This is a genomic window from Pantoea sp. M_10 (assembly GCF_008631515.1).
Classification (GTDB): Bacteria; Pseudomonadota; Gammaproteobacteria; order Enterobacterales; family Enterobacteriaceae; genus Pantoea; species Pantoea anthophila.
In genome coordinates this window covers 300084-314506 of sequence record NZ_VWUL01000003.1, presented here as the reverse complement: position 1 = coordinate 314506, position 14423 = coordinate 300084, and the positions used below count along the sequence as shown (strand labels likewise).

The window sequence follows — 14423 nt, the reverse complement described above, 5'->3', positions numbered from 1 at the left end:
TTTTCCTGGTTTCGCCTGGACGCTGTCTCAGGCTGGTCTGGTCAGCGGTTTTTACAATGCCAGCCATTCGCTGCCGATGGCAGTTTTCCAACCAGGAGAATCCCCTTCCATGCTGGCCTTCCTCAAACAGGTGCGCAGACCCACGCTGGATCTGCCAATCGAACTGCGGCGCAAGATGTGGTTCAAGCCCTTTATGCAGTCCTATCTGGTGGTCTTTATCGGCTACCTGACCATGTATCTGATCCGCAAAAACTTCAATATCGCGCAGAACGATATGATCACCACCTACGGGCTGAGCATGACCCAGCTGGGGATGATTGGTCTGGGCTTTTCCATCACCTATGGCGTCGGGAAAACCCTGGTCTCCTATTATGCGGACGGTAAAAACACCAAGCAGTTTCTGCCGTTTATGCTGATCCTTTCGGCCATCTGTATGCTGGGGTTCAGCGCCAGCATGGGCAGCGGTTCGATCAGCCTGTTCCTGATGATCGCGTTTTACGCCCTGAGCGGCTTCTTCCAGAGCACCGGCGGCTCCTGTAGCTACTCCACCATCACCAAATGGACACCGCGCCGTAAGCGAGGCTCCTACCTTGGCATGTGGAACATCTCTCACAACCTTGGCGGAGCCGGTGCCGCGGGCGTCGCGCTGTTTGGTGCCAATGTGCTGTTCGACGGTCACGTGGTCGGAATGTTTATCTTCCCGTCGATCATCGCGCTGATTGTCGGCTTTATCGGCCTGCGCTACGGCAGCGACTCGCCGGAGTCCTATGGTCTGGGCAAAGCCGAAGAGCTGTTCGGCGAGGAGCTGAGCGAAGAGGATAAAGAGGCCGAAGATGAGTCGATGACCAAATGGCAGATCTTTGTTGAATATGTACTGAAGAATAAGGTGATCTGGCTGCTCTGCTTCGCCAACATCTTCCTCTATGTGGTGCGCATCGGTATCGATCAGTGGTCAACGGTTTATGCTTTTCAGGAGCTGAAGCTCTCAAAAGAGATCGCGATTCAGGGCTTTACCCTGTTTGAAGCGGGTGCGCTGGTGGGGACGCTGCTGTGGGGCTGGTTATCCGATCTGGCCAATGGCCGTCGTGCGCTGGTGGCCTGCGTCGCGTTAGCGCTGATTATCGCCACGCTGGGGATCTATCAGCATGCCAGCAACCAGTATGTCTATCTGGCTTCGCTGTTTGCGCTGGGCTTTCTGGTGTTTGGCCCGCAGTTACTGATCGGCGTGGCCGCCGTGGGTTTCGTCCCGAAAAAAGCGATTAGCGCCGCCGACGGTATTAAAGGCACCTTCGCCTACCTGATTGGCGACAGCTTTGCCAAGCTGGGCCTGGGCATGATCGCAGACGGCACACCAATCTTCGGCCTGACCGGCTGGGCAGGCACCTTTGCCGCACTGGATACCGCCGCTATCGCCTGTATCTGTCTGATGGCGATGGTCGCCGTGATGGAGGAGCGCAAGATTCGCCGCGAGAAGCGACTGCAGCGGCTGAAGATGGCATAAAGATGTTATCGGGCCCGGCGGATGCCGGGCCTTTTTTGTGCCCAACCCCTCACAGGACTCTGTTTGGCTTTTGCTGACTCAATTCGCCGTTACGCTTAATGCCTGCAAACTGGCTGGAACAGGCATTTTATCCTCTCCTCTTCAATTTTATTTTCGTCCTGACAACGTAATAACAGGCAATCGTTAATAACAGATTTGATGCCAGAAACGCTGCGAGATTTAATGATGAAAAAGCCTGTTCATCCGGGAAAAAGCATGAATAAGGCAGCGTTCGAAAAAGCAGCCAAAAGATAAATGTGAACAAAAAGATTTTCCCCAACCGACGCAACGTTGAGAAAGCCCACTCTTTAGCAAGATAACCTGGCCTTATCTTTCGCGTAACGCCGTTGAAAAAAGTGATGAGCACACTCATAACAGGCACGCTAATCAGGGTATTAACTAAAATGCTGATGTAGTCCCTTAATGATTCCCAGACCTCCGGGTCAGGCTCACCCAGAATAAAACGGGTCAAAACCTGAGCGTTATGAAAATCAAATGATGCTGTTAAAGCGTTCACTCCCCCTTCATAGGGAACCGCTTTAGCGACAAGCAGCATAATTACAGTAAACAACGCTATCCTGATAAAAAGATTAAAGGCACGCTTTGCCATGAGCAATGACCTTAATATTTTCATAAACCATTAGCTCCTTCATACAACAACCCTCTCTCTTTTACGTTCTCAAAGTTGCATTACGTAAGAGACCCTATGCACAAACTTTCCATGCAGAGCCATAAATAATTTCCCCCTGCTTTTTCTCTACCCTATTCTTTATCAACCAGGCGGAAGAATGATTTTTTCTGTCGTTTTCTGATTTCAATGCCTGACACAACTGAGAGGCATGCCCCACCTCTGAGGTTGCCTGAAGCATCAACGTGCGGCTTCAGGCAACTGATGAGAGCAGATAAAAACGCTCCCGTATTCAGAGGCTGATGCTTTCGCTGGTGTGCCACCTGCCGCATAGCTGTCCGCCATCCGGCAAATCTGCCCGTCGCCATCACAATGACCATCACACCCAATCAGCCTTCTCCCTGACCGTTCATCTCGTCTCTGTTATTCCAGAACCCGCGGTCAGGTGGTCAGCCAGACCCTCGGGTTGTGGCCATGTTTTAATATTTACAGGGTCTGGTGCCTTTGCTTAGATGATAACTCCCAAAGGCGAAGAACTGATTAAGCGGAACCTGAAGATGATGAAGGCGCTGACAGAACGGCAACTGACCATTATGCGACAGCTTATTTCTCATAACAGTTATGTGAGCCTGCGCGCTATTTCAGAAAAAACGGCCATCACGCCAAGAACGTTACGCCGCGACATTGCCGATATTAATGAAAAACTCGCTGACCAGGGGATCACACTGAGCGGTAAAAGTGGGAGAGGCATCACAATTAAATTTGCTGACGCCACTTCCGAAATAGCGGCCCGACGGATTTTTTCTGCGGAGGTGGACGATTTCAGCAGTAACGTCAGAATGCTAAAAATAGCCTCCGATCTGTTAATGCTCTCACCCCGAAGTTCGTCAATCAGTGAGCTGGCCGATAAATATTTTATCAGCCGCGCATCAATAGTGAATGATTTAAAAACATTAGACACCTGGTTACATCAGTTTAATTTAACCTTATTAAAAAGTCGTACCGGCACCAGCATTAAAGGCAGTGACCAGAATATTCGCCTGGCGATGAAAGCGCTGGTATTAAAATCGATCTACAACCGTCAGGACATGATGGAGAGCCGCCTGGATGAAAGCACGCTGCAGGAGCTTTCAGAGAAATTTGGTCAGCAGGCTGTCCATTTCACCCTGCAGCTCATCAATTTTATTGAACAGCAGCTGCACTATACGATAAGCGATCCTTACTACATTAATCTGTTCACCCACGTTCTGGTGCTGATTCACCGCAGCCACTCACCGATGCACAGCCCGGACGCCCGCGCCGTGGTCATGAACCGGGTCAGCGATCCGCACGCCTGGCAGGTTTCACTGGCGGTCATAGAGCGCATCGAGACGGCTTACAACACGCTACTGGTCGCCGAGGAGGCGCACTCCATCTATCAGTATCTGGTGTCGTCCGGTAAGGCGGGCGGCGATGCCGATCGGCACGATGATGCGCTGATTTCAGAACGGGAAACCCGCTTTGCGGCGGCGCTGATCGACCGGGTGGCGCAGCGGATCAACATCGCCATCACCACCGATCCGAAGCTGCAGGCTTCGCTGACTTCACACATCAAGCCGATGCTGAACCGCCTCAGATATCACATCCGGATTAAAAATCCGCTGCTGCACGATATCCAGACCGAACTGGGCACCGTGTTCGCCGCTGTCAAAGCGGTGATCCGGGAGCTGACGCAGGAGTATCAGCTGGATGAAATCAGTGACGATGAGGTGGCCTATCTCACCGTGCATATTCAGGCGGCCATCGAAAACAGCATTAAGGTAAAGCGGGTGCTGCTGGTCTGCTCCAGCGGCCTGGGTACCTCGCAGCTGCTTTACGGACGGATCCTGCGCGCCTTTCCTGACTGGCAAATTATCGACATTGTGCCCGGTAAAAATATCGCGGACTCCCTGAAGCGACAGGCGTGCGACGTGGTGATCTCGACTATCCGGCTGGAACCGCTGGAAAAGCCGGTGGTGTATGTCTCCGCTCTCTTTTCGGCGAAAGATATCGCCAGGGTTACCGAATGTCTGGTATCGAACTCAATTAATTAATGATGGAGAAATAAAATGACGACAGCCGTGGCGATTAATGAAGTGCTTAAAGAAGAGTGCATTATTCTCGATGTCGATTGCCAGACCAAAGAGCAGATTATTTCTCAGCTGACCGACCTGCTCTGCCAGACCGGGGCGGTCACGGATAAAGCCGCTTTTCTGAGAGATGTTTATCTGCGCGAGGAGTTAGGCTCAACCGGATTTGAAAATCATATTGCCATTCCGCACGGTAAATCGGCTGCCGTCGTTAAAACCCGGATTGCCGTCGGACGCTTACGCCAGGATATTCCCTGGGAGACCATCGACGGCACCCGGGTGCGGCTGGTGATCCTCTTCGCGGTTAAAGAGTCCGATAAAGATGTCGGCCATATAAAAATGCTCGCCAGAATATCCATTGCCCTCGGTGACGAAGAGGTGGTTGAACAATTATTGAATACAGAGCATCGCGAAGAGATGTTTCATTTACTCCTGTCCCGCTCGGGAGCCTGAATAACAGGGAGATACTGACAAAATAAAACAGTAAGGAGGTTTTCAGACAGTCGCCATCCATCCGTCGTTAAAAAGATAAAAATAAAATCGTTTCCTTTTACCGGAGAACGTTTATGAACATTATTGCCATTACCGCCTGTCCTACAGGTGTTGCCCACACCTACCTTGCCGAAAGTAATTTAAAAAAAGCGGCGAAAAAACTGGGGCTGAATGTATTAGTGGAAACCCAGGGTGCCATAGAAAGCGAATATATTCTCAGCGACGACGATATTCATCAGGCTGACGTGGTGTTGATTGCCGCAGATAAAAAAGTTGAGATGGCACGCTTTCAGCATAAAAACGTGATTGAAGTGCCCGTCACTCGTGCGGCGAAAGATGCGGAAGGTCTGTTAAGCGCCATCGTCAACGGCGAGCTGGCACCGAAGCTGGTCGAATCTGTGTCACCGACCGGCGCTGCGGAACCGGCTTCTGCGGCCAGAGAGGCGTCTGCTTCCCGCTCCTGGGCGTCGGAGATTTATGTCCACCTCATCACCGGTGTGAACCTGATGATCCCGTTTGTGGTGGCGGGCGGCATTCTGATCGCGCTGAGTTTTTCCTTCGGGATTACGGCGGCCACACCAGGGGACGCACATTTCAGCCCGATAGCGAAGATGCTTTCTGACATCGGCGGCGGCTCCGCCTTTGCCCTGATGCTGCCGATTCTTGCGCTGGGCATCAGCCAGTCGATCAGCGGTAAAGCGGGCATCGTGGCGGGGGCCGTGGGCGGGATGATGGCGATCCACACCGGCTCCGGCTTTCTTGGTGCGCTGATTGCCGGCTTCCTGGCGGGCTACATCACGCTGCTCATGAACAACCATATCCACCTGCCCAAAGCGGTCGCCGGGCTGAAGCCCATTTTAATCGTGCCGCTGCTGAGCGTGCTGCTGACCGGCGCACTGATGGTGCTGCTGATTGGTGAGCCGATCAAGATGCTGCTCGGCTGGCTGACCGCCTTCCTCAGTTCGCTGGGTAACACCAATGCGGCCATTCTGGGCCTGCTGTTCGGCATGATGGTGGCCTTTGATATGGGCGGCCCGCTGAACAAAACCGTCTGTATGTTTGCGATTGGCCTGATGTCGAGCGGCATTTATGGCCCGATTGCCGCCTGTATGGCGGCGGGCATGGTGCCGCCGCTGGGTATCGCACTGGCGACCACCCTCTTCCGCCGCAAGTTTACTGAGCAGGAGCGGGAAACCGGCAAGGTGACCTACATCCTCGGCCTCTCCTTCATTACCGAAGGCGCGATCCCGTACGCGGTCGCCGATCCGCTGCGCGTCATCCCGGCGATTGTCGCGGGCTCCGGCTTAGCGGGCGCGCTGTCGATGATGCTGGGCTGCGCGTCCCGCGCTCCACATGGCGGCATCTTCGTCATCTTCATTCCTAACGTGATCAGCAACGTCATGGGTTATCTGTTTGCGATTGCCGCAGGCAGTCTGCTGACGGCGCTGATCCTGTTGTTCCTGAAAAAAGATATTTCTCTTCCTGCAAAACAAGGATAAAACCTATGCTTTACAACATGAAAGACCTGCTCAGCGTGGCCCGTCAGCATCAGTTTGGCGTGGGTGCGTTTAACATCGCCAGCGCTGAGTTTGGACGCGTCGCGGTTGAGACAGCCGAGCGACTGGATTCACCGCTGATTCTGGAGATCCACCCTGATGAGATGGCGTTTACCGGCCCGGAGTTTATCGGCTATCTGCGGACGCTGGCGATTCAGGCACGGGTGCCGGTGGTGATCCATCTGGACCATGGCCGCACGCTGGAAGAGGTGATGAAAGCGATTTACGCCGGTTTTACCTCGGTGATGATGGATGCCTCCTCTCACTCTTTTGAGCAGAACATTGCGCTGACGAAGAAGATTGTGGAGATCGCCCACGCGGTGAATGTCTCCGTGGAAGCGGAGCTGGGCACCATCGGGGTGGCAGAAGGCAGCGGCGAAGGCGGCAGCAACGAGATTCTCTATACCGATCCGCAGCAGGCTGAGACCTTTGTGCGCGAGACCGGCACCGACACGCTGGCGGTCGCTATCGGCACCTCGCACGGCCTCTACCCCAAAGGCAAGCAGCCGAAGCTGGATATCGAGCGTCTGCAGCAGATCCGGAAGGTGGTGGATATCCCGCTGGTGCTGCATGGCGGTTCGGGTAATAAAGACAGCGAGGTGGCGGAGTCGATTCGTTATGGCGTCGGTAAGATCAACATCTCCAGCGATATGAAGAAGGCGTTTTTCGTGGCGCTGGAGCACGAGCTGAAACAGGGCGGACACGAACCTAATGCGCTGTTTGTAAAACCGATGCAGGCGGCGGGTGAAGTGATCGCGGCGAAGATGGCGCTGTTCAGTTCGGTGGGGAAAGCGGCTTTGTATCGGTAAGGGTTTGGTGATGGATGGCTGGGATGAGGTTTAGTTACTCTGCGGCTGAAACGTCAGCGGGCGGCGCGGAGAGAATAGCGCAGCGTTTATCCAGTAGCGACTCAACAGAAGCCCGATTGCCCTTATCCCAGCCGCGCCGGGTGGTTAGCAGGATAAACCCTTTTTCTCCCGAGAACGTCGCCGGGATGAGCGCCACGCCAGACTCCGCCAGCTGCGGCGAGGAGAGATGGAAATGGCGTGCCACAGAGGAGACAGGATAGATCCCCATCGCCGTCGGCTGCATGACGCGACGGGCATAGTAGGTGTGATTCAGCAAACGATCGGGTAAGGGGCGCCAGTCATCATGAATAAAGGGGCGCTCGGCCTGAAGCTGACGATAGACATCTTCACGCAGGCAGGTCAGATGAATATGCAGTTGATTCTGGCTGCGGCCATAAGCGGAATTGAGCGCCATGCCGAGCCGATCTTCAGGCACGGTAGCCCCATAGGCCGCCATCAGACGATAACGCATTAACCAGGCGTAGCCGAAATAATCGGGACGTCCGGGGCGTGATAGCGCAATGCTCTCAATGCCGGACATCGCCACCGTCGGCACCAGAATAAAGTGCAGCCTGTGGCGGGGATTCTGGATGATGCTGTAGCCCTGAGTGTTGTCCTGCGGCAGATAGATTTGCTGGCAGGGTGCCGGATCGCGTCGGTAGTGATAGTTATTCATGCAGAGGTCACGCGTGACCGTCCACAGCGCGTCAGAGCGGGCGCATCCTGTGAGCAGCAGCGCGATGACCAGCGACAGAGGCCGGCATCGCCACAACAATTTTTTGTTCAGGCGTCTCAATTATTCAGAACCCTGGTCAGCTCAATCTCGTGGGTTATGGGGTTGAAGTAAAGATAGAACAGATCCCCGTCCAGCTGATCGGGCTTCGCCCATATTTCCTTCTCCCCCAGACTGCGTTTTTGCTTCACGTATCCCAGCTTTTCGAGATAAGCGTGGAGTGAAGACGTATCTGTAGCACCCTTGAATATGATGCTATTTGAAGGAGAATAGCCGTCTCCGGGGTGCGCCTCAAAATAGTAGTTGTCCGTTATTCGCGGGGCGTTTTCGATGTCTTTTTGCGTGAGCGTGTGATAGCTGAAGAAATACTTTTCCGTGTAAACAGTCGTTTTATCAGAGCCTGAAGCTACGAGCCAGACAAATAACCCCAGGAGAATAAGGACGGTAGCAACCACTAATGCAAGCCACTTAAAGACATTTTTCATCGCTTCGTCCCTATGAATGAAAGTGATATCTCATAATTACTGAGCCCCTGACAAACACAGATGTAAAATCGTTAAGCCTGGCTTGGTGGCATAGGTGTATTGAACTGACGCAGAGCGGGCATTCTGCTCTCTTATCCTTTGGGATAAGAGAATTCAGCGGTGACTAAATGCGATCCTGATTTATCAGACTGAACATCATAAGCGAAGTAGTAACGTTCTCCCGCTGTGAACTTAAAGCCGAATAGAGGCAGGCACTCACCTTTTGGACCATAAACAGGCTTTTCATCAAAAATCTTATGGAGGGAGTCACTTTTTTCGCTGTTGATTTGAATGGCGGTGATCCTTTCCTGTGGTGCCAGTAGCGACACGACACAAACCTGATTATCTTTCAGAAATGCCGTCGCAGATTCACGCTCCACCATTCGATCGCCCGGCCCCGGGCATCCCGTTAAGAGAAATAGAGCTCCCAGCCACATTCTTTTTTTCATGTTTACCGCTCCTTCCCTGTTACGATTTTCTGATAAAGGGAGATGTTGCTACGTAAGCCCACTTCATGGATCAAAATAGAGTTATCTTTGCTGAAAACAGAATATTGTGGTTACCATAATGGTTTTAGTCATCAGAAAAATCATCTCTTATTAACTCTCTTCTCAATCACTCTGACGATGATCTGATAACCGATGAGCGTTACCACTGTACAGATGATTAATAGCGCCACCCCCACAAACCCCTCAATATCACGTTGATTGAATAGCTTTGCTAACGCTGTCCAAAACTGCTGCTCTCCTTCTGAAGAGGGATCTGATGGCCTTGCAATAAGAAAAGTAATGACAAACAAGGACACTGCGATAAGGATTCTAAACCCTGCCGGGACACGTTTTGCTTCCATTTAAAACCACCTCAATTTTTCCATAAGTCATTAGCCCATTAGGTAATTTTACTTGTGGTGTATAGAGTAAAGCCTGCCGAATCGCGATGAAATCAGTTCTGTGCTGCAATGTGATGCAGCCTAAAGAGACACCCAGTGGGCCGCGAGGATGTAGCCTGAAGTTACCTCGCTTTACGTTATTTACCCACGTATGATCATCTATCTTTCCATCATCACGATACAAAGCAAACCATTCATACCTGATGACTGGCGTTGATCCCAGCCAAGAGTAGAAATCGTGCATGTCTGTCCTGATTATGCCTTTCCAGCCACCCGTAGGGCGTTTAACGATGTGATATACCCCCTCAGGTATCGGTCCATTATCCGGGACTGCAATACATCCTGCACGATTGCGATATTCACTGTTACCAGAGTAAGCCATAAACGTGCCTATTCCATAGATGAGTAAAGGGGAGTAATCGGCATCATTAACAGTGAACTTTCCTTTTAATGCCATTTCTGGCTCCTTTTGTTTTAATGAATTTATTTAAGAACGTGATTTATCATAATGCCTCGTCATGAAAAGAAATTGATCTGCCTTCGATATTATGCACAATCATAATTTAGTGATATCCTTCTTAAACACTGTCTTCCTGATTCGCTAAAGTGCTATAACCGCCAATGAGAATCTATAAATTAGCGCTACATGTAAGTGAAACCATTTATAATTCTTCTGAAAGATAACCTGCGTAAATTGCAAATAGTCACAGCGAAGATAGTGTAGTCAAGACAGAGTTTCTTTTCAGAAACCCCGTTTTGAGATTCGATATAGCAGGGAATATTGACTCGTAAAAACCTTTATTTAAATATTCCCATGTAGCTTATCAGGCATAGCTGACTTTACGCTGCGTAAAACAATCTGGAGCAGGTAAAAAATCATGAAGGGAGCAGTACATTCAAACAGTTAACATTGACATGCTCCCAACATTATATATTCGCAAAACAATACATCTCGAATATACGTTTCATTTTTAATACTGATAAATCATTTTTGAATGATGATCATCCAATACGTTTTGGTTAAATCCTCCGGGTTAGGTGGCATTTTACCAGATTTCATAGAGGATAAAGCTGACATATCTGACTGTTCCAGAACATGAGTGACTTTCCAGCCTGCTTTGGACAAAACAGGCACGGTGCCGGAGATATCACTACTACAGGTAAACTGGGTATTATCAGACAATGTTGCTGCACTGCTGGATTGGGGCAATGAGGCCGAACGACATACGTGTGCCTCATCAGCTAAAACAGCAGTGGAAAACAGGCTAAGAGCTAGCAGAGAGGCTGTGAATTTTAACGCTGGCATAAGTAGCTCCATATGAAAAGATAATCAATATTATCTTTGAAAGAGTTCAATACAAACAAAGACAGAAGCTTTATCTTGCTGTTAAAACCGATCAAAGAACAGAAGAAAATTATTAGCAAAATTAGAAGATTTAGTGTTAATTGTGACTTTCTACAACCCGACCTGAGCACTCAGCTCCATCTGGCGAACGCGCTAAAAGATGCAGCATTAAACTAAGGATCAGATGATGCCAGTTCATCATGCTATCTGGCGGGTGGGCGATAACCCACAGCCGTTAACCATTAGTAAACTCGCCAGTGAGCAACTGCTGGAGAATATGATCTTAAACGATCCCACCATCCTCTCCGATCAGTGGATGATTATTGGCCATCAGGAAAATACGCTTGATAAAGGGCGTATCGATCTGCTGGCAATAGCACCCGATGCCTCACTGATCCTGATTGAGCTTAAACGCGACCGCACACCGCGTGAGGTGGTCGCGCAGGCGCTGGATTACGCTTCCTGGGTGGATGATCTGACCGCCGACCGTTTGTCGCAGATTTATGAAAAATTCTCAGGCGGAGGTAAGCTCGGCGACGCATTCAGGCAGCGCTTTAATACTGAGCTGGAAGAAGAGTCTCTGAATCAGTCGCATCAGATCATTATTGTCGCGGCGGAGCTGGACCCATCAACCGAACGAATCGTTGACTACCTTAGTAAGAATGGGATCTCCATAAACGTTCTCTTCTTCAAAGTATTTCAGCACGGCGGCGATCAGTTCCTGAGCCGTGCCTGGCTTATCGATCCGAGTGAAACACAAACCAACGCAGCACAGGCCACGGCTTCAGGCGCCAGTGCAAAGGAACCCTGGAACGGTGAGTTTTACGTCTCGTTTGGCGACCCACATAGTCGCAATTGGGACGAGGCTCGCGGTTACGGTTTTATCAGCGCGGGTGGCGGAAGCTGGTATAGTCAGACTTTAAAACAACTTCAGCCCGGTAATCGTGTATGGGTAAAAATTCCTGCAACGGGTTATGTCGGTGTAGGTATTGTGCAGAGTGGCGTTGAGCCTGCCAGCAGCTTCACTGTAAATACCGAAGAGGGTGAAAAGCTGGCTATGGATGTGCTGAAGTTCAGAGAGCTTTATCGTAAGAATGCTGATGACCCCGATAAGTCCGAGTATTTTGTTGCTGTGAAATGGCTGGAGACCAGAAGCGAGCAGGACGCCATCAATGAGGTTGGTTTTTTCGGCAATCAAAATACCGTCTGCAAACCTACAACGCCAAAATGGCGCCATACCATTGAAAAATTAAAGCTCTCTTTCAAAAGCTGGAATGCTGAATGGTAGTCTATTTATTACGTATCCTATTGATATAAAAGTTCTTTCGAAAATTGAGGGTTTATTATTATTCTGGATATTGATGAAATCATTATATTATCAGTACCAGACTTCTTTTCTGCTTTATAAGAGAATCAGCTTGGGATTAATTTAGTGAGCGCTTTTTTCAGCAAAAACTCAGATAAAAAAAGCCGTCCTTAAGTGACTTGAACTTGCATGTTTAGTGCGAAGGCCGGACTAGAAAAACAACACAAGACATTGAAAAAACTATATAAAAAAAACCATATTGCTTACCTGACCACCATAATGACCCCATTTAAAATCTTCTTCACATATGTTACTTTAATTTATGTTTAATATTTGGATTCAATGCCATGTCAGTAAAATCCATTAAAATCAGCAATTTATTATCTTACAATTCATTGCTTATTAATGAAATCAAGGACTTGAACTGTATAATAGGTAAAAACAACAGCGGAAAATCAAATTTACTTAAGCTACTTCGTTTTTTTTACCAAAAGATTGAAGGTCGAAAAGTGTTACCACCCCCTTTAAATTCGAATTACAGTTCATTTGGTAGCATTACTATTGAGTATGACCTTTCAAGAATAAAAAGTATCGTTACCTCAAGCAGATCCAAGAAAACTGATTTTACAAAACATATCTATAATACATTTTTTAATGAAGACAGTCACAAGGATCTGATCTTTCTAGGACAAAAAGAACTTTTTTCAGACTCTATAAAACTGACTCTATTTGTGAATAAAGATGAATCTATAAAATGGTCAACTAGCGATTATAAAAAAATAAAATTAATTGGTTATTTATTTCCTTTTTTTGACATCGAAACACGTCATATTGATTTATATGACTGGAATAAATTATGGCTGTTAGTCAGCAGACTAAAATCTTTCAAAGTTGAAAAACTAAAAACGGATGAGCTAATTGATTTTATTGATAGTCGGATATCTGAAAATAGCTTAGGTTACAAAGATTACATTTCAAAAATTCAAGAGATAACTAAAACAACTAAATATAGCTATAGAGAAAAAGTATTAAATTTTGTCAGAATAGGAATCAAAGGCCAAACATTCAATATTGATGGTCAAGATCTCGGAACACAATCAGATGGCACTAATTCTTTTGAATTTATTAATATATTTTTGAATCTTTTGATATCTCTTACTAGGCGCGAGTTTATCTCACCTATAGTCTTTATAGATGAACCAGAAACAGGTTTGCATCCTAAAGCATGTGAGGAACTAATGTTAAGGTTACATGATAACTTTACCTCTTTCAGTAAAACATCAACAGAGCGTCAGAAAGGAAGATATGCGACTCCATATCCCAAAATATTGTTCTCTACCCACTCACCTCACATTACAAAAATAACATTAAAAATGTTCAAGGAACGGCAGCAAGTTCTGCATTTTACAAAGGATGCTCATAATAATACATGCTTTTCTTATATGAGATCGCAATTCTCAGACGAAAAATTCATTAACACTTTCAGTGATAATGAAAGTAGACTTTTTTTTGGAAATTTTATTCTTTTTGTTGAGGGTGAAACTGAGATTGAGGCATTCTCTAATCGAAAACTCATTAAAAAATTTGCTTTCTTAGACAAAGTCGACATTTATAAGACAAGTAGCACTGTGAATCTTTTCAATTTAAATCCAAATATAAATAACACTTCAATACCTTTTTTATATGTCTTCGATATGGATAAAGCATTCGATTTCAAGTTTTCTAATAAAAAAGCAGTAATAAATCTAAAGAAAAATGGAGAGCTTTTTAGTTTCAAACCAACACAATTAAAAGAAGAAATAAAGAAGTACGAAAGAGGGTTTAGTGATGAATACAAGCAAATAGCAAGATCTTTAAAAGATATTGAATCATTCGATGAAGCATTCTTTGATTATAATAAAAGTAGTCATTTTTTTACTGACTCTAGCCAACTAGCGATTGACAAGCTTACTCTTGCAGTTAGCACTTACTCGTCTAAAAAGAACATTATTTTCCTATCAACCACCTTCGAAGGATGCTTAATAAATGAACACTCCTCAAGCCTATTTTTTAAATGGCTTAGCCACGAACACCAGATTGATGCTTCAAGTATAATCAATAGGTTAGCTACCTCTAGTGCATTCTCAGAGAAAATATTAATTTCGTTTCTAAGAATAATTTTTAATGGTAAATCGGAAATACTTACCAAATTTGGTCAAATTGAATCCAAAGAAAAAAGCTCTAATCGTTATACTCACCATGCAGCCAGAAGAGTGTTAAAAATTACTGAAAGAGCATTTTTGAAATATGGAGATAAGACTGACAAAACAAGCGGTTGGGTCACAAAATTCTTGAATTTCGCTATTGAAGAAATAGAAAAATCAGAGCCTGAAGAAGGGTTTGAAAGAAAATTTAGTGTGTATTTCCCTGAATTATATAGTATATTAAACAGGCTTCGCACCTGATAGGGATAGG

General features: G+C 47.3%; 14 protein-coding genes. 7 read left to right on the top strand and 7 right to left on the bottom strand.

All coding sequences use genetic code 11. The features are described 5' to 3' along the window. Positions 1–109: 109 nt before the first annotated feature. The gene (gene uhpT, locus F3I47_RS11295; protein WP_009092301.1) at positions 110–1501 is read left to right on the top strand and encodes a hexose-6-phosphate:phosphate antiporter; all 1392 of its coding nucleotides are present in this window, start codon (positions 110–112) and stop codon (positions 1499–1501) included. Positions 1502–1628: 127 nt separating this feature from the next. Here uhpT and F3I47_RS11290 read toward each other — a convergent pair whose 3' ends face one another. Beyond that, on the bottom strand, positions 1629–2150 hold the full coding sequence (locus F3I47_RS11290; RefSeq protein ID WP_150028670.1) for a hypothetical protein: 522 nt from the start codon (positions 2148–2150) through the stop codon (positions 1629–1631). A 530-nt stretch (positions 2151–2680) separates the two neighbouring features. Between F3I47_RS11290 and F3I47_RS11285 the strand changes: the two genes are divergently transcribed. The 4 genes from F3I47_RS11285 (at position 2681) to F3I47_RS11270 (ending at position 7133) form a co-directional block, all read left to right on the top strand. Continuing rightward, on the top strand, positions 2681–4240 hold the full coding sequence (locus F3I47_RS11285) for a transcription antiterminator (RefSeq protein ID WP_223812703.1): 1560 nt from the start codon (positions 2681–2683) through the stop codon (positions 4238–4240). A gap of 15 nt (positions 4241–4255) precedes the next feature. Beyond that, positions 4256–4729, top strand: a complete 474-nt coding sequence (locus tag F3I47_RS11280; RefSeq protein WP_052722456.1) for a PTS sugar transporter subunit IIA — start codon at positions 4256–4258, stop codon at positions 4727–4729. Positions 4730–4842: 113 nt separating this feature from the next. Next, entirely contained in the window at positions 4843–6267 is a 1425-nt protein-coding gene (locus F3I47_RS11275) for a PTS fructose transporter subunit IIC (protein WP_150028671.1), read from the top strand. A 5-nt stretch (positions 6268–6272) separates the two neighbouring features. Then, on the top strand, positions 6273–7133 hold the full coding sequence (locus F3I47_RS11270) for a ketose-bisphosphate aldolase (RefSeq protein ID WP_150028672.1): 861 nt from the start codon (positions 6273–6275) through the stop codon (positions 7131–7133). Between the two features lie 34 nt (positions 7134–7167). Here F3I47_RS11270 and F3I47_RS11265 read toward each other — a convergent pair whose 3' ends face one another. From F3I47_RS11265 to F3I47_RS11240, 6 genes are all read right to left on the bottom strand, one after another. Beyond that, positions 7168–7944: a CDP-diacylglycerol diphosphatase gene (locus F3I47_RS11265; RefSeq protein WP_150044122.1), complete on the bottom strand. Its 777-nt coding sequence runs from the start codon at positions 7942–7944 to the stop codon at positions 7168–7170. 20 nt (positions 7945–7964) lie between these two features. Then, positions 7965–8390 (bottom strand): hypothetical protein, encoded by a 426-nt coding sequence (locus F3I47_RS11260; protein WP_150028674.1) that lies wholly within the window; start codon positions 8388–8390, stop codon positions 7965–7967. 131 nt (positions 8391–8521) lie between these two features. Then, positions 8522–8878 carry a putative T6SS immunity periplasmic lipoprotein gene (locus tag F3I47_RS11255; protein ID WP_150028675.1) on the bottom strand — a complete coding sequence of 119 codons (357 nt, stop codon included), beginning with the start codon at positions 8876–8878 and terminating at the stop codon, positions 8522–8524. Positions 8879–9018: 140 nt separating this feature from the next. Continuing rightward, complete coding sequence (locus F3I47_RS11250) at positions 9019–9279, bottom strand: hypothetical protein (RefSeq protein ID WP_009092310.1); 261 nt, start codon at positions 9277–9279, stop codon at positions 9019–9021. Further along, the gene (locus F3I47_RS11245; RefSeq protein ID WP_150028676.1) at positions 9248–9775 is read right to left on the bottom strand and encodes a DUF2778 domain-containing protein; all 528 of its coding nucleotides are present in this window, start codon (positions 9773–9775) and stop codon (positions 9248–9250) included. Before F3I47_RS11245 ends, F3I47_RS11250 begins: the two co-directional genes overlap by 32 nt. A gap of 528 nt (positions 9776–10303) precedes the next feature. Next, positions 10304–10624: a hypothetical protein gene (locus tag F3I47_RS11240; protein ID WP_150028677.1), complete on the bottom strand. Its 321-nt coding sequence runs from the start codon at positions 10622–10624 to the stop codon at positions 10304–10306. A gap of 226 nt (positions 10625–10850) precedes the next feature. On the opposite strand from F3I47_RS11240, the gene F3I47_RS11235 reads away from it, so the two are divergent. Both F3I47_RS11235 and F3I47_RS11230 read left to right on the top strand, forming a co-directional pair. Beyond that, the gene (locus F3I47_RS11235; RefSeq protein ID WP_150028779.1) at positions 10851–11951 is read left to right on the top strand and encodes a nuclease; all 1101 of its coding nucleotides are present in this window, start codon (positions 10851–10853) and stop codon (positions 11949–11951) included. 365 nt (positions 11952–12316) lie between these two features. Next, complete coding sequence (locus F3I47_RS11230) at positions 12317–14413, top strand: retron Eco8 family effector endonuclease (RefSeq protein ID WP_150042068.1); 2097 nt, start codon at positions 12317–12319, stop codon at positions 14411–14413. Positions 14414–14423 lie beyond the last annotated feature (10 nt).